This window comes from Ruegeria sp. PrR005, from assembly GCF_010500245.1.
Lineage (GTDB): Bacteria > Pseudomonadota > Alphaproteobacteria > Rhodobacterales > Rhodobacteraceae > Ruegeria_B > Ruegeria_B marisflavi.
Map to the genome: position 1 here is coordinate 152,984 of NZ_JAAGOX010000032.1, position 17,352 is coordinate 170,335.

Sequence of the window (17,352 nt, forward strand, 5' to 3'; positions counted from 1 at the left end):
CTATTCGAGATGGGCGATGATCGAGCGCAATGCCGCTATGCCGTCGCCCTTCTCTGACGAGGTCAGAACGATTTCGGGATAGGCAGCAGGGTGTTTGGACAGGGCCGCTCGCACTTGCGACAGAACCTTGTTGCGTTCGGCTGCCTTGACCTTGTCGGCCTTGGTCAGCACGCATTGAAAGGTCACGGCGCTGGTGTCGAGCAGCTTCATGATCTCGTCATCAACGGCCTTGACCCCATGCCGCGCGTCGATCAGCACAAAGGCACGGCGCAGGGTCTGGCGGCCGCTGAGGTATTGCTTCAACAGTTTTTGCCATTTCTCGACGATCTTGAGCGGCGCATTGGCATAGCCATAACCAGGCAGGTCGACGAGATAGAGATCCGGGCCTTGGGTGAAATAGTTGATTTCCTGTGTCCGGCCGGGCGTGTTCGAGGCCCGAGCAAGCCCTTTGGTGCCAGTCAGCGCGTTGATCAGGCTGGATTTACCCACGTTGGAACGGCCGGCAAAGCAAACCTCGATCCGGTCGGCCGGCGGCAGGCCGGACATGGCGACCACGCCTTTGACAAATTCCGATTGCCCGGCAAACAGTTTGCGCCCGGTCTCGGCCGAAAATTCGTCTGGTTCAGGCACAACGGGGAAGGGGAGTGTCGTCATAGGGCGCGTACCTCGTCCCCGATGCGGATATCTCCACCCTGGATCACCTCGGCCCGGACGCTGAAGTCGCGATGACCCCAGGTGTCGAGCGTGCCCAGTGTTTCGGCATCGCGAATCCCGGTTTCCGGGTTGGTGTTGACAGACATGCAGCGTTCCGTTCGTTCGCGCACGGCAAAAACGACCTCGCCCACTTGCACCTCGCGTCCGATCCAGTCGAACTCCTCCCAGAGCGGCAGGCCGTCGAACCAGATATTGCTGCGCCAGCGCAGAGGTGACAGGTCGCGGCCCATCTTTTGTTCCACGGCCCGGTGCGAGGCCATGTTGCAGAGTGTGACCGACGGGAAATCGCTGTCGGTCATTCCGCGACCGGGGACACGGACGATGCGGGCCGACTGCGCACGGTTTTCCGGCATCAGCGGCTTTACCCAGTCCAGGAACAATGCCTCTTCCCGATCCGGGGCAAAGGTCAGATCGGGCCGGTCCGGGTGGCTCAATGTCACGTCCTCACCCCGCAGGCGCGCGCTCATCGCCATCAGCGCAGGAACCTTGGAGACAAGCGTAAAGTTTTGACAGGGGGCCCAGGCCGAGTTATCGGCGCGCGACTTTTCATGGGCGACCGCCCAAACGCGATCCCCGGGCATTGTCTGCCCGGGGCTGAGGGTGACGCTTTCCAGCGCTTCGCGTCCATGGCTCTTGATCGGATGCCGCCAGAGCCCGGTGACCTTTCCGGTCATTTCTTGCTCGCCTTCTTGCCGCGGGAGAAACCCGACCGGATGTTGCCGAACACGTCCGGTTTGTAGCCGTGGCTGCGCATGATGATGTACTGCTGGGTAAAGGTGATCGTGTTGTTCGCGATCCAGTACACCACAAGGCCGCTTGCGAAACTGCCCAGCATGAACATGAACACCCAGGGCATCCAGGCAAAGATCATGGCCTGTGTCGGGTCGGTGGGCGCCGGGTTCAGTTTCTGTTGCAGCCACATCGAGATACCGAGAAGCAGCGGCAGGATGCCGATCAAGATGGTCGCAGCCAGTGAACCTACCTCGGGGCCGGACCAGGGAAGCAAGCCAAAGAAGTTCATGATCGAGGTGGGATCGGGCATGCTGAGGTCCTGGAACGGTCCGAACCAGGGCGCCTGGCGCAATTCGATCGTGACAAAGATCACCTTGTAGAGCGAGAAGAAGATCGGGATCTGCAAGAGGATCGGCAGACAGCCCGCCGCGGGGTTCACCTTTTCCTTCTTGTAAAGCTCCATCATGCCCTGCTGGAGCTTTTGCCGGTCATCACCGGCCGCCTCTTTCAGGGCCTCCATCTGCGGTTGCAGCTCCTTCATCTTTGCCATCGAGACATAGGATTTCAGCGCCAGCGGGAAGACGATCGCCTTGATGATCAGGGTCAGGCCGATGATCGACCAGCCCATGTTGCCGATCAGCCCGTTGAGCTGGTGCAACAGCCAGAAGATCGGCTTGGTCAGGAAGAAGAACCAACCCCAGTCGATGCTGTCGAGGAACTTCTGGACGCCATCCTTTTGATAGGCGCGGATGGTTTCCCATTCCTTTGCCCCGGCAAACAGGCGTGTGGTGACCTGCGCGGTTTCACCCGGAGCGACTGTCATCGTGGGCAGGACGGTTTCGGCCTGATAGATCTTGCGCCGGTCGTCATATTTCGCCGCTGCCTTAAAGGCGCTGCCCGAGCCGGGGATCAGGGTGGCCATCCAATAGTGATCGGTGAACCCGATCCAGCCGTCGGATTTGTTCTGGAATACTTCGGCCTGCGCGCCCTCGTTCGGGTCGATGTCGAACTTGCGCACATCCTTGTAGTCGATTTCTGACAGCGTGCCGTCATTCATGGCGACAACGCCTTCGTGCAGGATGAAGAAGTTCTTCAACCCCGGCAGATCGGCGTCTTCGCCGATGCCATGACGGGCCAGAATGCCATAGGGCGCGGCACCGATCGGGGCGCTGGAGCTGTTCTCGATCGACTGGGTGACGGTGAACATGTAGTCTTCGTCCACCGCCAGGGTGCGGCGGAAGGTGACGCCGCTGCCATTGGACCAGCGCAGTGTGACCGGGCTGCCCACGCTCAACGTCTCCCCGGATTCCAACGACCATTCGGTCAGCGGCCCTGGTACGTCGGCCGCGTTCAAACCGGTGCCGGGAGCCCAGCCATAAAGCGCATAATAGGCCGAGGTCGATCCGGCAGGGGTCAGCATCTCGACGATCTCGGCATCCGCGTCGAGAGAGACGCGGTAGTCCTTGAGCGACAGCTCGTCGATGCGACCGCCCAGCAGGGACACGCTACCCTTCAGGCGCGGGGTTTCGATTGCGACCCGCGGTGCCTCTGCGGCTGTCGGGGCGTTGGTGTCGAGCACAGGCACCTCGCCCGAGCCGGCCTCTGGCGTGGCGGCGGTGGGGGTTTGCACGGCGGTGCCATCGGTGGCCGTGATCTCGGTCGCGGGCGCTTCTGTCTGTTCCGGGGGCGGAAACAGGATGAACCATACCAGGATCACCAGAAAGCTGAGCGCTGTTGCGAGGATGAGATTCTTGTTCTGATCGTCCATCGGGGACAGCCACCTTGTGCAGTGAAAGACCACGCAGGGTTCAACAGAGTGATGGCACAAAGGTCAAGCGGAATCGCCCGTTTCGACAGAGTCAAATCGATGGGTGCGGCAACATTCCAGCCCGTTCAGCCGGTTTGCCGCCCAATCTGCGGTGCGTCCTGCAATTTTGCCTCGTGCTGGGCAATCCAATCGAGCGTCTGGTCGAACGGCATCGGCTTGCCAATTCCAAACCCCTGCACATGGTCACAGCCCAGTTGCGCCAGGACCGCGTGCTCGCCCACGGTTTCCACACCTTCTGCCAGGGTTTCCAGCTCAAGACGCTCGGCCATTGTCAGAATTGCCGCGACCATCCTCTGCTGTTCGGGGTCCCGATCCGCCCTTCTGACAAAGGACCGGTCGATCTTGATACGTGTGATATCAAAACGTCGGATGGATGCGATCGAGGCGTGACCGGTTCCAAAATCGTCCAGGTCAATCCGGCATCCCAGCTTGCCCAGACCGGCGATGTTTCGGGTAATCACGTCGTCCGGGGTATTGGAAAAGACCGTTTCAAGGATTTCAACCGCCAACCTGTCCGGTGTCAGGTCGAACCGGTCGAGCTCCCAACGAATACGTTCGACCAGACCGGGATTTCGCAACTCATCAGAGGCAAAGTTTACGCCCACACGCGGCACGTCGACCCCGGCGCTGTCCCAAGCCTTGAGTGCCGTCAGCGCATTGAAAAGCATCACCTGACCAAGACGCTCCATGTATCCGGCCTGTTCGATGACAGGCAGAAAAACATTCGGGGTCAGCACCCCCCTCACCGGATGAATCCAGCGCGCCAGCGCCTCGAAACCGGTGATCTTTCCCGTATCCGTTGAAATCTGCGGTTGGTACCAGGGCTGGATCTGACCTCTTTCCAGCGCCATTTCGACTTCGTCTCTCAGATCCGCCTGATCGCTGGCAGGTTGGACCATATCGGGGGAGTAGGCACGAATTCCCGACGGACTGGCCTGTTGAGCGGTGAAGAGTGCGGCTTGTGCGGCGCCCAGCCAGGCGTTTGCGTTTTGAGTGGGCACGCGGTTGTTCTGGCAAAACCCGATCGAACAGGAAACATAGACCGTCGACGCACCCAGCGATATCGGGTCTTCGACCGCGGTCTGCATGCGCCCGGCAAGCTGTATGCACAGCTCCAGATCCAGTTGAGGAACTGCCGCAAGACAGACAGCGAAGCGGTTCCTGTCAAGTTGCGACACGACGTCGTTGTCGCGGACCGAAGAGAGGATTCGCTCGCCAACCTGCCGTATGACCAGGTCGCTGTCGGCGTGGCCGTGTTGCAGGAGAAAATCTTGAAAATCGTCCAGTTCCAAAACGAAACAGGCTGATTTTCGCCCCGAACCGCTCGCCGATACAAAGATCTGATGCATCGCCGCCTCAAATTCACTGGGCGGTACGATGCCTGAAGCGATATTGCGGTCAGGTCGACCTGTACCGGGCCATTTCCCCAATGCGCCAGCAAAAGCGAAGAGAAGCGGTAAGCCCAAAGAGGTCAGCAAAAGCGCGATTTCACCACCCAACCAAAAGGCGCCGAGGGTTATGGCCGGTAGAAAGGCCAAGATCGGCGGCCCTGTCAGGATCGGAATGATCTCGCCTCGGATACGTGTCAGGAGCGACTTTGTCTGCATGGGATGACTTGGCCTTTCGCAAGACGCAACGCGCGCCTTGTGAAACCCTAGGCAACCAGTCTGAGTCAGACGTTAACGCAACCGCGGAACTTCGCCAAAATTTTCTTGATTCTGCCCGGGGTTCAATTGCAGGCCCTGAAAGTCGAAAAGTTTCGGGTCCAGCAGATGCGAAGGCCGCGCGTTCATCAGGGCCCGGAACATCACCTGTCTGCGGCCAGGCCGGTTTCTTTCCCATCCGTCGAGGATCTGTTTGACCTGCTGGCGCTGCAATCCGTCCTGGCTTCCGCACAGGTCACAGGGAATGATCGGATAGTTCATCGAGGTTGCGAATTTCTCGCAATCGGCTTCGGCCACATGCGCCAGGGGGCGATAGACGAACAGATCGCCTTCTTCGTTTACCAGCTTCGGCGGCATGGTCGCCAGACGACCGCCATGGAACAGGTTCATGAAAAAGGTTTCCAGAATGTCGTCGCGGTGATGTCCGAGAACGACGGCTGAGCATCCCTCTTCGCGGGCAATGCGATACAGGTTGCCACGCCTCAGGCGCGAGCAGAGCGCGCAGTAGGTCCGGCCTTGGGGCACCTTGTCGATCACGACGGAATATGTGTCTTGGTACTCGATCCGATGCGGGACACCCATGCGCTCCAGAAACTCTGGCAGGACCGTGGCGGGAAACCCCGGTTGACCCTGATCGAGATTGCACGCCAACAAGTCGACAGGCAGCAGACCACGCCATTTCAGCTCGTAAAGCACAGCCAGCAGGGTATAGCTGTCCTTTCCCCCAGACAGGCAGACCAGCCACCGGGCGCCCCGATCGACCATACCGTATTGCTCGATCGCTTCGCGCGCCTGACGCACGATGCGTTTGCGGAGCTTCTTGAACTCCGTTGTCGAAGGCGCGCCTGCGAACAGGGGGTGAATGTCGTCATTCTCGTCCAGCATGTGCGGGCCTTACAGGCTTTGGCAAAACCACTCAAGAGGAGTCACTGTTTCGATACCATGTCAGGTTGCGGACTGCTTCAGAACCTTCTCGGCCGCGATCACACCATTCACGTAGTCGCTCCATTTCGAGACGAACTCCTGCGTGATCAGGGATTGAGGGTGATACTTGGGCGTCACGATGGAATAGCCGAATGGCACGGAGGGTTCGAAGCGGGCAAAGCTGACCCGCATTTTACCCTGGTTCATGCGACGATAGGTTTCCGCGCTCAGGGGATCGAGGATCGTGCAAATCTGTCCTGCTTCGACGAAATGCAGAAGCGGGACAAAATATTGCGCTTCGACACTCAGATCGAACTGCACGCCTTCCTGTTCGAATGCTTTTTTTGTAGAGCGATGCGTGGAATGGCTGGCGGCCAATGCGCCCATCTTCTCGCCGTCAAGATCGCGGGCATGAACCACGGGACGTCCGGCCAGCGGATGATCCAGCGGCAGCGCGCACAGACAGTTGCACATTATGATTTCGGATTGGAAAAGGCCGACTTGGGGGTTGTCTTCGGTTGTATCGAGGAACCCGATGTCGCAGAAACCGACATCGAAGCTTTGGGCGGCGACCAGATTGATGATCTGCGGCGAACTGCGGGTGGACAGCGTTATGTTGAGATCCCCGGCATCTGCTTTGAAACGGCTGACGAAATCCGGAAGCAGGAAAACCGACGGGCCGGGCATGGCGACGATACGCAGCGAGCCTCTGGCACGATTCCGCATACCTGCCATATTGGCTTCGGCCGTATGCAGCCTGTCAATTATTTCAATGGCTTCTGACAAAAGGTAATGTGCTTCGGGGACGGGAAGCAAGCGCCGCCCTTCGCGGCGGAACAACTCCATTCCAACGTTCTCTTCCAGCGTTTTCAGGGATGCACTGATCGCCGGCTGCGTTCGGTTCAGGTTTCGGGCCGCGGCGCTGACCGAGCCTGTTTCCATGACTTCCCGAAAGACGATCAGTTGCTGAAGGTTCATAACTGCATATCAAAGTTTCTTATCTAAACCATAGAATTACAAATTTGCTTTTATCATGCAACTGCCACACAGAATTTAGGTGAGCGCAGAAGTGCCCCGACCCGGCATTTCCCGTCTGGAACAGCTCAAACAGGGAGTATGAACATGGGACTTTTTAAACATCTCACAGGCGCAGCACTGGCGACGCTGGTCACCGCGGGTGCGGTGGCGGCACAGAACCCGACCTTTTTCCGCATTGGTACGGGCACGCCGGGGGCACCTATTTTCCGATTGGCGGCACGATCGCCAACGGTATTTCGGCGCCTCCGGGCTCTCGCCCTTGTGAGGAGGGCGGTCAATGCGGCGTGCCGGGGCTGATCGCAATCGCCCAATCCACCACGGCATCGGTCTATAACAACACCGCAGTGCAGAATGGCGAACTCGAAGCCGGGCTGGCTGCCGCCGATGTGACCCGGGACATGTACCTGGGCGAGGGTAAGTTCGAGGGCAAGAAGCACGAGAAACTGCGCGTCATCGCCAACCTCTTCCCCGAAGATCTGCACCTTGTTCTTCCCAAGGGGCAAAAGATCGGAAACCTGGGCGACCTCGCGAACAAGCGTGTCGGTATCGCACAGGCGGGTTCAGGCACCCAGGTCGCGGTTTTGCAAATGCTGGACGTCTGGGGCGTGAACCGCGACAACATGGACGAAGCGGAGTTGAACAACAGCCAATCGGCGGAACGTCTGGCCGACGGGCAGCTTGACGCTTACTTCTATGCGGCTGGCTGGCCTGTGGCGGCAATGGTGCAGCTTGCTTCGACCAAGGGGATGGAATTGCACTCCTTCACCGACGAGGACATGGCCAAGATCAACGAGATCATCCCGGCCTACATCCCGTCCAAAATCCCGGCGGGCGTGTACGAGGGGATCGACTATGATGTGCACACTCCGGCTGTAAGCGCGTTGCTTGTCGTATCGTCGGACCTCGACGAGGAACTGGTCTATGGCATCACCAAGGCGTTGTGGAACGACAACACCCGGACGCTGCTGGACAACGGGCACGCCAAGGGCAAGCTGATCACACTGGACAGTGCCCTGGATGGCATGGATTCGCTTGGGGTTCCGCTGCACGCAGGTGCCGAGAAATTCTATCGGGAAATCGGCGCCCTGAAGTAACCTTCGGTTGCTGGTTTTCCGACCCTGGGGGCAACCCGAGCCGGTTGTCCCCGACACTACCTTCAAACAATTCGCACTGAACAGCCGGGAGACCCGATATGAACCTTGTCAAAGGCGGGATAAACATTTGTGGCGTTTCGATCGGCGTGTTGTCGCTTGAATCCTACTTTCCGAAACCGCCAGGTCATATCAAGAACCCCTCGAGTCTGCCGTTCACGCTGACCTATGAAATCATCCAGGGGCTGACGGTTTCGAAACTGTTGAATTCCCCGACACCCGACATGCTGGACCCCTTGCTTGACGCGGCGCGGCGTCTTGAGCGCAGCGGGGTCAAGGCGATCACCGGGTCCTGCGGGTTTCTGGCCCTGTTCCAGGCCGAGATTGCACAAGCCGTATCAGTTCCGGTATTCGTCTCGTCCTTGGTGCAGTTGCCGCTGATCCATACCATGACGCAGCGCCCGGTGGGTGTGCTGACCGCCTCTGCCCCGGCCTTGACCGAGAAGCATCTTGCCGGAGCCGGGGCGGCAGGGGTTCCGGTCTTGGTGCAGGGCATGGAAGACAGCGCAGAATTCGCCGACGTTATCCTGAGGGGCGTGCGCGATGACATGGATCTCGACAAGGTCGAGAGCGAACTTCTGGCGGCAGGTCGCCAATTGGTGGCCAGAGACCCCGAAATCGGGGCGGTCCTGCTGGAATGCACCGATTTGCCCCCCTATGCCCATGCGCTGCAACGTGAACTGCAACGCCCCGTTTTCGATATCATCACACTGGCCAGCATGGTCCACTCCGCGGTTCTGCGCGGTTCCTATGCCGGCTTCATTCGTTGACCGCGCAACCGGTTCGAGGTGACAGACAATGAGCGTGCAAAAGACAGACGATGCCCAAAACCGGACGTTGACCGCCGAGGAGCTGGCGGCCATCGAGGAGAAATACGACGAAAGCGCGCCGACACGGCCCGTGTCGCCGGGTTTCGCCCTGTTTCTCAAGGGGGTCGCCCTGACCTTTGCCGTCTATCACTATTTGACGGCGGGATTCGGATTGCCGACCGACTACTGGCACATGGGCTGGCACCTGTCGGGGTTGTTCATTCTGACCTATGCGCTGTTTCCGATAATTCGCACCCGCAACTCATATGATATGAAGACCGGCCTGATGCATTATGGCGGGGTACCGTATCTGGACCTGCTTCTGATGTTGCTGGGGGTCGCATCGGCGCTCTACCTCGGGTTTGCTTGGCATGGTGTGCCCTGGCTTGGGATCGAGGAGCAGACGTTCCGGATGGGCAACCCGAACGGGTATGACATGGTGTTCGGCTGCATCCTGATCGTGCTGGTTCTGGACATTGCGCGACGCACGCTTGGCTGGGTTCTGCCTGCCATCATCTGTGTCTTTATGGCCTATGCGCTGTTCGGACCGATCTTCCCCGGCATTCTGCAACATCCCGGCGTCAAGTTCCGGACCTTTGTTTCGTCGATGTACTTCCCGCAAGAGGGCATTTTTGGCGTCACGCTTTGGGTGGTCTCGACCATTGTCTTTCATTTTGTCCTGTTCGGGGTCATCGCGCAGCGTACGGGACTGGGGCAGCTCTTTATCGACAATGCGACAATCCTCGCCGGTCGATACACTGGCGGGCCGGCCAAGGTGTCGGTTGTGTCCTCGGCCTTTTTCGGCACCATCTCGGGGTCGTCGGTGGCCAATACCGTTTCGACCGGGTCGCTGACCATTCCAAACATGAAACGTCTTGGCTACCCGGGTCATTTCGCGGGCGGGGTCGAGGCCGCGGCCTCGGCCGGGGGGCAGATCACCCCGCCGATCATGGGGGCGGCGGCCTTTATCATGGCCGAGTTTCTGGAGGTTCCGTACACGACCATTGTCATTGCCGCCATCTTTCCGGCGCTGCTGCACTATGTCGGCGTGTTCAGTGTCGTTCACCTGATGGCGCGGCGCCTGAACTTGCAGGGCATGACAAAAGACGCGCTTCCGAAATTTGCGGCCGTCTGGCGCGACGGCTGGGCCAATCTGGTGCCGTTGGTGGGGCTTCTTGTTGTGCTGTTCTCTGGCTACACGCCTTACATGTCGGCTTTCTGCGGCATTTCGCTGGCACTGGTTACCGGCATGTCGCGGGTCAAGGCACCGATCACCCTGATCTATCCGGCGGCGTTCATCGCCTTTGTGATCTGGAAATACTCCGACCAGGGCTTCGACCTTACGATGTCGGCGGTTCTGATCGCTTGTGCGGTTCTGGGCGCGTTCAATCCGCAAGAGCGAATTCGCCTGCCGCAGATGGCCGAAACCTTTGAAACCGGGGTGAAATATGCGCTGGCGGTTGGCGCGGCGTCGGCGGCCGTGGGTCTGGTTGTCGGCGTGATCAACACCACCGGGGTGGGCTTCCGGATCGGTTTCATGGTTACGCAGGGCGCCGGGGCGCTGGGCGCCGATCTGGCGGGATTGTTCAGCTTTGGAGGGTATGAGCTGTTCTCGGTCGATCAGATCACGCTGTTCCTCAGCCTGATCTTCATCGCGCTCGCTTGTATCCTGATGGGCGCGGGTATTCCGACGACGGCGCTCTACATCATGCTGGTTTCGGTGGCACAGCCCGCGCTGGCGCAATTGGGGGTGCCGCCCATCGCCAGCCACATGTTCGTGCTGTACTATGGGGTTGTGGCTGAAATCACGCCCCCGGTCTGTACCTCGGCCTATGCGGCGGCGGCGATTGCGAATTCCAATCCTTTCCGGACTGGGATTTCCGCCTTCACCCTTGGCCTGGGCAAGGTCGTGGCCCCGATGGCCTTTGTCTATGCGCCGGTCCTGCTGTTTGTATCACAGACCGGGTTTGACCTCTGGACCTTCAGCTATGCCGCTACCAGCTGCATTCTGGGGGTGATCTGCCTGTCCTCCGCTGTTGTTGGCTACTTGTTGGTACCGATGGGAGCTTTGTTCCGGGTGTTGATGGCCATCGCCGGAATTGTTTTCATCGCCCCCTCTCTCCAAGCGGATCTGATCGCCGCTCTGATCGCCGCCCCTGCGGTGCTGAGCCAGATCGTGCAGCGCAAGGGGGTGACCCATGTCGCCTGATGTCGAGGAAGTCACCGTCCTCGGCGCCGGGATCGTCGGGATCTGCACTGCGCTGGCGCTGACCGAACGGGGGATCAAGGTCACCCTGATCGACCGGGACGAGCCGGGGCAAGCGACATCCTTTGGCAATGCGGGCATCATCTCGCCCTGGTCGGTGGTGCCGCAATCCATGCCGGGTATCTGGAAAAAGGTTCCGGGCTGGCTGCTGGACCCGCTTGGTCCCGTAACCGTGCGGCCCTCTTACCTGCCGCGCCTTGCACCCTGGGGTTTGCGCTTTCTTTGGCAAGGGCGCGAGCAGAAAGTAAGGCAGATCTCGCCCGCGATGGAGCTATTGAACCGGGATTGCATCACCTTGTTTCGCCGCCATCTGGCTGGGACAGGGCACGAGGATCTGATCCGCGACAGCTACTACGTGCATGCCTATCGTGACCCGGATGCCGCCCGGCTTGATACGCTGGATGCCGAGTTGCGCCAGGCAATCGGTGCGGATCTGGAACGGATCGGAGCCGAGGACTTGCGTGCGCTCGAACCGGCCCTGTCACCGGAGTTTCGCGCGGCGATCCTCATCAAGGGGCAGGCGCGGGCGCTGTCGCCGGGGCGCGTGGGCAAGGTCCTTGCCGAAAAACTTCAGCATATGGGGGGCGAGATTCGGCGGGCTACGGTGCACGCCATTCTGCCTTTGGAAGGTGGGGGTTGGTCGGTCGGCACGGATCAGGGTGAATTGATCGTTCCCAGATTGGTGCTGGCGATGGGGGTCTGGTCGACCGAATTGCTCCGTCCTTTGGGCATTCGCATCCCGCTGGAAGCCGAGCGTGGGTATCATGTCTGCTTTACCCGCCCGGGCATCACGCTGAATCACTCGGTGATGGATGCCGACATGAAATTCGTGGCCTCCACGATGGAGGATGGGCTGCGGGTGGCGGGGACCGCAGAGTTTGCCGGTCTGGATGCGCCGGTGAATGAAAAGAGGCTCAAAGGGCTGGTCGAACTTGCCAAGCGCTTGTCGCCCGATCTGAACAGCACGGATTACACTACCTGGTCAGGTCAACGGCCCAGCCTGCCCGACAGTCTGCCTTGTATTGGAGAGATTGAGGGCTTTCCCGGCCTGATCGCCGCATTCGGGCACAGCCATTATGGGCTGATGATGGCGCCCAAGACCGGCGAGCTGGTGGCCGATATCGCAACAGGACGCAAGGCGAACACGGACCTTTCGCCGTTTCGTGTCCTGCGCTTTGGCTAGGTCCCGCCCAGTCTGGCCAGAACGCCGCCCACGTCACCGGCGGCGATAGCGCCGGGGATGCGTCCGCTGTCACCAGCCAACCGGGTCGCGGTGTACATGTCGGCAACGGCGGCCGGGCCTTTACGGATCAGCAGCGACGCGGTCAGCATGTGTGCTGTCCGCTCGGCAAACCACCGTGCTTCTGCCTCGGGCGGGAGGGCGGGCCATCGTGCGGCATGCTCGGTCAGGGCGGCGTCATAGCGCGCATCCACGCCACTGGCGGCCACCAATTCTGCCTTCAGTGTTTCGGCTGCCAGCGGGTCACGCGCGAGGCTACGCAGGATATCGAGGCAGATCACATTCCCCGACCCTTCCCAGATTCCATTCAGCGGCGCCTCACGATAGAGGAGCGGCAGGCCGGTCTCTTCGACATAGCCCATGCCGCCCACAACCTCCATCGCTTCGACCACAACCACCGGGCAGCGTTTGTTGGCGAGGAACTTTGCCAGTGCCACGCCGATGCGGGCAAAGGCGCGGTCGGCCGGGTCGCTGCTGTCAAAGGCCTGCGCCACCCGCAGGCCCAGTGTCAGGGACCCTTCCCAGTCGAGCACCAGATCGGCCAGCACCGCCCGCATGAGCGGCTGGTCGATCAGGCGGCGCTGAAAGGTGCTGCGATGCTGGACCCAGTGATGCGCCTCGGCCAGCGCCGCGCGCATCAGCCCGGCGGGGGCCATCGCGGTATCCAGTCGCGTATGATGGACCATCTCGATGATGGTGCGCACCCCGTCGCCCTCGCCGCCCAACTGAAAGGCCAGCGCATCGTGGAACTCGACCTCGGAGGAGGCATTTGCCTTGTTGCCCAGCTTGTCCTTCAGGCGCATCAGGTGGATCGCGTTTCGCTCGCCCTCCAGCCAGCGGGGCAGCAGGAAACAGGTCAGCCCGCCCGGCGCCTGCGCCAGCGTCAGAAACCCGTCCGACATCGGCGCCGAGCAGAACCACTTGTGCCCCTTGAGCCGCCAATGGTCGCCGTCGCGCCGGGCAATGGTGGAATTTGCCCGCACGTCCGAGCCACCTTGTTTCTCGGTCATCGCCATGCCCAGCGTCGCGGCGCGCTTTTCGCCGATCGGGGTCACTGTCGGATCATAACAGCGTGCCATCAGCTTGGGTCGCCAATCGGCCGCGATGGCACTGTCGGCGGACAGAGCCGGGATCGCGGCATAAGTCATCGTCATCGGGCAGCAATGACCGGGCTCTACCTGGCTGGCGAGGTAGACCATTGCAGCATGCGTGGCGTGACCGCCCGGCTGGCCCTCCCATGCGATGGCGGCATAGCCGGCGGACTGGCTTGCCTCCATCAACCGGTGATAGGCGGGATGGAAGCGGACCTCGTCCAACCGGCGGCCGCCCCGGTCAAACAGCTCCAGCCGAGGTGGATTGGCGTTGGCCTCGCGCCCGGCCTCGCGCATCTCGGACCTGCCCATGGTGCAGCCATAGTCGGCAAGCTTCTGGGGTTGCGCCCCGGCAAGGGCGGCGGTTTCTCGCAATACCGGATCGCTGATCCACAGGTCGATGTCGCCGCGTACCTCAGGCTGGTTGGAGACTTCGTGGGTGGCAAGATGGGACAAGGGGGCAGAGCGCATGGCGACCTCAGGGAGATGAGTTGCCGCGATGCTCTGCCTGGGTATGCAGTCGGTCAAGCCTGACGGGCCGTCACTTGTCCTTTGGTTCGTCCGGAACCGGGTCGTACCCATCGCCGCCCAACGGGTGGCAGCGCCCGATTCTGCGCATGGCCAGCCACGTGCCGCGCAGCGCACCGTGTTTTTCCAGCGCTTCCAGCGCATAGGCCGAACAGGTCGGTTGATACCGGCAGTTGAAGCCGACCCAGGGGCTGAAAACCAGCCGATAGGCGCGGACCGGCAGCGCAAGGATATGGGCGAGAGGCGTCATGATCTGCAACTTATGGCGCGCGTGCCGGGGCGCCAACAGGCATTGCGACGCATGGTGTCAGCTTTTGGGAGAATGCAGTTTGACCAGCGCCTTGCGCAGATCGTTTTCCAGCATGTCAAAGGGTCGCGCAGCGGTGTCGCCGGGCTTGCCGATCAGGACATAGTCCCAGCCATCGTGTCCAATCTCGGGCAGCACTTTGCGCGCGACTTCCCGCAAACGCCGCTTGGCGCGATTGCGGGCGACGGCATTTCCGACTTTCTTCGAGCAGGTGAACCCGACGCGGATGCCGTCCGCTTCGCCGGGTACGCGGCGCCGGGCCTGCACCAGCATCGACGGTGCCGGTTGCCTTTTGGCGCGGGCGGCTTTTAGGAAATCGCTGCGCTTGCTCAGGACTGTCATTCGGGCAGGTGCACAAACGGACACCGCCGGAGGCAATTTCCCCGGTTTGGCAGAGCCATCCATGGGGGCCTCCGGCGGTGTCATGTCCGTCAGAACGGGCTGTATGCGCTTACGCGCTCAGCTCCTTGCGGCCACGGGCGCGGCGTGCGTTCAGGATCTTGCGGCCGCCCTTGGTTGCCATGCGGGCGCGGAAACCGTGGCGGCGTTTGCGAACCAGGTTCGAAGGCTGATAGGTGCGTTTCATCGCTCCGTACTCCAATCTTGCGGTCGGGTGCGGCGCGGATTCGCCTCCCGGGTCTATTTCGAAGCCCGTCCTCTAAAGCGAGTTCCCGGGCAAGTCAAACCCTCTACGTCGGGTTTTGCGGGCTTTTGCAACAATTTCCCGGACGACGCCAGCCCAAAGGTTTCAGAATCCGCCTGAACGGGCAAAAATCTCACGTTTTGAACGTTGTTGGATCAACCGGGCGTGATGGGGCTGTTTGCGGGCCCTCTGCAACTGCATGTTAGATGGACAATGCCACTGAAAAACGACTCGGATCCGGATCGCCCTGCAATGAGTGATACAGCAAACGCATCTGCCATCGGGCGCTTGCGGCACATGCCGTTGATTATCATTCTGTTTGTCGCGCTGGTCGGCGGGTTCCTTCTGCGTGACTATCTGACCTTTGACACTCTGGCCGCGAATCGCGAGGCATTGGTTGCCTATCGGGATGCCCATTTTGCCGCTATGGCGGCGATCTTCGTCTGCGTCTACGTGACGATTGTGGCTTTCTCTCTCCCTGGTGCTGCGTTGACCTCGATGACAGGCGGGTTCTTGTTCGGCCTGGTGGCTGGCACTGCCCTGAACGTTGTCTCGGCCACTATCGGAGCAGTGCTGATCTTTCTGGCCGCGCGCGCAGGCCTTGGAGCGGCGCTGTCCGCCCGTCTCGACGCTTCCGAAGGGACGGTCAAGCGGCTCAAAGACGGGCTGCGTGAGAACGAGATACCCGTTCTTTTCCTGTTGCGACTGGTGCCGGCGGTGCCCTTCTTTGCTGCCAACCTGATTCCCGCCCTGGTTGGGGTCAAGTTGCGGAACTACGTGCTGACCACGGCTTTGGGCATTATTCCCGGCGCTATCGTTTTCACCTGGATCGGGGTCGGGCTGGGTGAAGTGTTCGACCGGGGTGAAACACCCGATCTGTCGCTCCTGCGCGAACCCTTCGTGATTGGCCCGATCCTGGGTCTTTGTCTGCTCGCTGCATTGCCGATCGTCCTCAAGGCATTGCGCAGCCGCAAGGGAGCCTGAGCCGTGCAGCGGATCAAAACCGACCTCCTGGTAATCGGCGCCGGTTCCGGCGGATTGTCGGTTGCAGCGGGGGCCAGCCAGATGGGCGCCGACGTGGTTCTGCTGGAAGGCCACGAAATGGGCGGCGATTGCCTGAACTTTGGCTGCGTGCCCTCCAAGGCGCTGATCGCCAGTGCCAAGGCTGCGCATGGTCAGGCGCATGCGGCGGTGTTTGGTGTAGCAAACCAGTCACCTCAGGTGGACTATGGCGCGGCCATGAGGCATGTGCGCGAAGTTATCGACCGGATCGCACCGGTGGACAGTCAGGAGCGGTTCGAGGGTCTGGGCGTAAGGGTGATCCGCGAGTATGGCCGATTCATCTCGAAAACCGAGGTTCAGGCCGGGGACCATGTGATCACCGCGCGCCGCATCGTGCTTGCCACTGGATCCTCCCCGCTGGTGCCGCCGATCCCCGGGTTGGACAAGGTCCCGTACCTGACCAACGAAACCCTGTTCGACTTGCGTGAAAAGCCCGGTCACCTGTTAATCATCGGCGCAGGGCCGATCGGCTTGGAAATGGCCCAGGCGCATGTGCGGCTGGGGTGCCCGGTGACCGTGATCGAGGCCGACCGGGCGCTGGCCCGTGAAGACCCCGAAGCGGTAGCGCTGATTCTGGACCAACTGCGGGGCGAAGGCGTCGAGATTGTCGAACAAACCATGGCGGCGCAGGTTCGCGACAATGGCGGGGCCATCGAGGTCGTCAGTGCCGAGGGCCGGATTTTCGCCGGCACCCATCTGCTGGTTGCCGCCGGGCGCAAGGCCAACACTGATCGCCTGAACCTCGAGGCCGCGGGCATCGAAACCACCGGTTCCGGTATCCGGACCGATGCAGGGCTGCGCACCACCAACAGACGAGTCTATGCCATTGGCGATGTCGCTGGCGGGATGCAATTTACCCATGTGGCGGGTTATCACGCCGGTATCGTCATACGGTCAGCGCTGTTCGGTTTTCCGTCGAAATCCACCTCGGTTCACATTCCGCGATCCATCTATACCGATCCGGAACTGGCGCAGGTCGGCGTGACCGAGGCCGAGGCCCGTGACCGGCACGGTGACCGTGTCGAGATCGTGCGCTTTGATTACCACCACAACGATCGTGCCATTGCCGAGCGAAGGACCGAAGGTTTTATCAAGGTCATGGTAATCAGGGGGCGCCCCATCGGTGCCACTATCGTCGGACACCAGGCGGGCGAGCACGTCGGCTTGTGGTCGCTTGCCTTGGCCAATAACCTCAAGATGAGCCAGATTGCTGCGATGGTTTCACCATACCCCACATATGGGGAGGTTAACAAACGTGCCGCCGGAGCTTATTTCTCTCCACGGTTGTTCGAAAACCAGACGGTTAAACGAGTGGTTAGGTTGGTCCAGCGCTGGCTCCCCTGACCGGAAAAGGA

General features: G+C 60.8%; 15 protein-coding genes and 1 pseudogene. 6 read left to right on the plus strand and 10 right to left on the minus strand.

The window, feature by feature from the left end:
• From yihA to G0P99_RS16375, 6 genes are all read right to left on the minus strand, one after another.
• On the minus strand, positions 1–654 hold the full coding sequence (gene yihA / locus G0P99_RS16350) for a ribosome biogenesis GTP-binding protein YihA/YsxC (RefSeq protein ID WP_164131547.1): 654 nt from the start codon (positions 652–654) through the stop codon (positions 1–3).
• Complete coding sequence (locus G0P99_RS16355; RefSeq protein WP_164131548.1) at positions 651–1,388, minus strand: MOSC domain-containing protein; 738 nt, start codon at positions 1,386–1,388, stop codon at positions 651–653. The genes yihA and G0P99_RS16355 overlap by 4 nt, the downstream gene beginning before the upstream one ends.
• Entirely contained in the window at positions 1,385–3,214 is a 1,830-nt protein-coding gene (gene yidC / locus G0P99_RS16360; protein WP_164131549.1) for a membrane protein insertase YidC, read from the minus strand. Before yidC ends, G0P99_RS16355 begins: the two co-directional genes overlap by 4 nt.
• A 125-nt stretch (positions 3,215–3,339) precedes the next feature.
• Complete coding sequence (locus G0P99_RS16365; protein WP_164131550.1) at positions 3,340–4,881, minus strand: bifunctional diguanylate cyclase/phosphodiesterase; 1,542 nt, start codon at positions 4,879–4,881, stop codon at positions 3,340–3,342.
• Positions 4,882–4,953: 72 nt separating this feature from the next.
• Positions 4,954–5,823 carry a tRNA 2-thiocytidine(32) synthetase TtcA gene (ttcA, locus tag G0P99_RS16370; protein WP_164131551.1) on the minus strand — a complete coding sequence of 290 codons (870 nt, stop codon included), beginning with the start codon at positions 5,821–5,823 and terminating at the stop codon, positions 4,954–4,956.
• A 60-nt stretch (positions 5,824–5,883) separates the two neighbouring features.
• Positions 5,884–6,840, minus strand: a complete 957-nt coding sequence (locus tag G0P99_RS16375) for a LysR family transcriptional regulator (protein ID WP_164131552.1) — start codon at positions 6,838–6,840, stop codon at positions 5,884–5,886.
• A gap of 144 nt (positions 6,841–6,984) precedes the next feature.
• Here G0P99_RS16375 and G0P99_RS16380 point away from each other — a divergent pair.
• The 4 genes and pseudogenes from G0P99_RS16380 to G0P99_RS16395 all read left to right on the plus strand — a co-directional run bounded on the left by G0P99_RS16380 (position 6,985) and on the right by G0P99_RS16395 (position 12,309).
• Positions 6,985–7,994 (plus strand): annotated as a pseudogene (locus G0P99_RS16380) (TAXI family TRAP transporter solute-binding subunit).
• Between the two features lie 98 nt (positions 7,995–8,092).
• Entirely contained in the window at positions 8,093–8,821 is a 729-nt protein-coding gene (locus G0P99_RS16385; RefSeq protein ID WP_164131553.1) for an aspartate/glutamate racemase family protein, read from the plus strand.
• Between the two features lie 28 nt (positions 8,822–8,849).
• Complete coding sequence (locus G0P99_RS16390) at positions 8,850–11,069, plus strand: TRAP transporter fused permease subunit (protein WP_164131554.1); 2,220 nt, start codon at positions 8,850–8,852, stop codon at positions 11,067–11,069.
• Positions 11,059–12,309: an FAD-binding oxidoreductase gene (locus G0P99_RS16395; protein ID WP_164131555.1), complete on the plus strand. Its 1,251-nt coding sequence runs from the start codon at positions 11,059–11,061 to the stop codon at positions 12,307–12,309. Before G0P99_RS16390 ends, G0P99_RS16395 begins: the two co-directional genes overlap by 11 nt.
• Here the strand turns inward: G0P99_RS16395 and G0P99_RS16400 are convergent.
• The 4 genes from G0P99_RS16400 to rpmH form a co-directional block, all read right to left on the minus strand.
• Positions 12,306–13,928 (minus strand): acyl-CoA dehydrogenase family protein, encoded by a 1,623-nt coding sequence (locus G0P99_RS16400; RefSeq protein ID WP_164131556.1) that lies wholly within the window; start codon positions 13,926–13,928, stop codon positions 12,306–12,308. The genes G0P99_RS16395 and G0P99_RS16400 overlap by 4 nt on opposite strands.
• Before the next feature lie 70 nt (positions 13,929–13,998).
• Positions 13,999–14,235 carry a membrane protein insertion efficiency factor YidD gene (gene yidD / locus G0P99_RS16405; RefSeq protein ID WP_164131557.1) on the minus strand — a complete coding sequence of 79 codons (237 nt, stop codon included), beginning with the start codon at positions 14,233–14,235 and terminating at the stop codon, positions 13,999–14,001.
• Positions 14,236–14,292: 57 nt separating this feature from the next.
• A complete protein-coding gene (gene rnpA / locus G0P99_RS16410; RefSeq protein ID WP_164131558.1) occupies positions 14,293–14,718 on the minus strand; it encodes a ribonuclease P protein component in 426 nt (141 codons plus the stop codon).
• Positions 14,719–14,743: 25 nt separating this feature from the next.
• Positions 14,744–14,878 (minus strand): 50S ribosomal protein L34, encoded by a 135-nt coding sequence (gene rpmH / locus G0P99_RS16415; RefSeq protein ID WP_164131559.1) that lies wholly within the window; start codon positions 14,876–14,878, stop codon positions 14,744–14,746.
• 309 nt (positions 14,879–15,187) lie between these two features.
• Here rpmH and G0P99_RS16420 point away from each other — a divergent pair, with 309 nt between their 5' ends.
• Complete coding sequence (locus G0P99_RS16420) at positions 15,188–15,919, plus strand: TVP38/TMEM64 family protein (protein ID WP_164131560.1); 732 nt, start codon at positions 15,188–15,190, stop codon at positions 15,917–15,919.
• A gap of 3 nt (positions 15,920–15,922) precedes the next feature.
• Entirely contained in the window at positions 15,923–17,341 is a 1,419-nt protein-coding gene (locus G0P99_RS16425) for an FAD-dependent oxidoreductase (protein ID WP_164131561.1), read from the plus strand.
• Positions 17,342–17,352 lie beyond the last annotated feature (11 nt).

Excerpts from the sequence above, each read along its gene's own strand:
- G0P99_RS16385 (WP_164131553.1), top strand. The coding sequence starts at position 8,093 with ATGAACCTTGTCAAAGGCGGGATAAACATTTGTGGCGTTTCGATCGGC.
- G0P99_RS16365 (WP_164131550.1), bottom strand. The coding sequence starts at position 4,881 with ATGCAGACAAAGTCGCTCCTGACACGTATCCGAGGCGAGATCATTCCG.
- yidC (WP_164131549.1), bottom strand. The coding sequence starts at position 3,214 with ATGGACGATCAGAACAAGAATCTCATCCTCGCAACAGCGCTCAGCTTT.
- ttcA (WP_164131551.1), bottom strand. The coding sequence starts at position 5,823 with ATGCTGGACGAGAATGACGACATTCACCCCCTGTTCGCAGGCGCGCCT.
- G0P99_RS16400 (WP_164131556.1), bottom strand. The coding sequence starts at position 13,928 with ATGCGCTCTGCCCCCTTGTCCCATCTTGCCACCCACGAAGTCTCCAAC.
- G0P99_RS16375 (WP_164131552.1), bottom strand. The coding sequence starts at position 6,840 with ATGAACCTTCAGCAACTGATCGTCTTTCGGGAAGTCATGGAAACAGGC.
- yihA (WP_164131547.1), bottom strand. The coding sequence starts at position 654 with ATGACGACACTCCCCTTCCCCGTTGTGCCTGAACCAGACGAATTTTCG.
- G0P99_RS16420 (WP_164131560.1), top strand. The coding sequence starts at position 15,188 with ATGAGTGATACAGCAAACGCATCTGCCATCGGGCGCTTGCGGCACATG.
- rpmH (WP_164131559.1), bottom strand. The coding sequence starts at position 14,878 with ATGAAACGCACCTATCAGCCTTCGAACCTGGTTCGCAAACGCCGCCAC.
- G0P99_RS16390 (WP_164131554.1), top strand. The coding sequence starts at position 8,850 with ATGAGCGTGCAAAAGACAGACGATGCCCAAAACCGGACGTTGACCGCC.
- yidD (WP_164131557.1), bottom strand. The coding sequence starts at position 14,235 with ATGACGCCTCTCGCCCATATCCTTGCGCTGCCGGTCCGCGCCTATCGG.
- G0P99_RS16395 (WP_164131555.1), top strand. The coding sequence starts at position 11,059 with ATGTCGCCTGATGTCGAGGAAGTCACCGTCCTCGGCGCCGGGATCGTC.
- rnpA (WP_164131558.1), bottom strand. The coding sequence starts at position 14,718 with ATGACACCGCCGGAGGCCCCCATGGATGGCTCTGCCAAACCGGGGAAA.
- G0P99_RS16355 (WP_164131548.1), bottom strand. The coding sequence starts at position 1,388 with ATGACCGGAAAGGTCACCGGGCTCTGGCGGCATCCGATCAAGAGCCAT.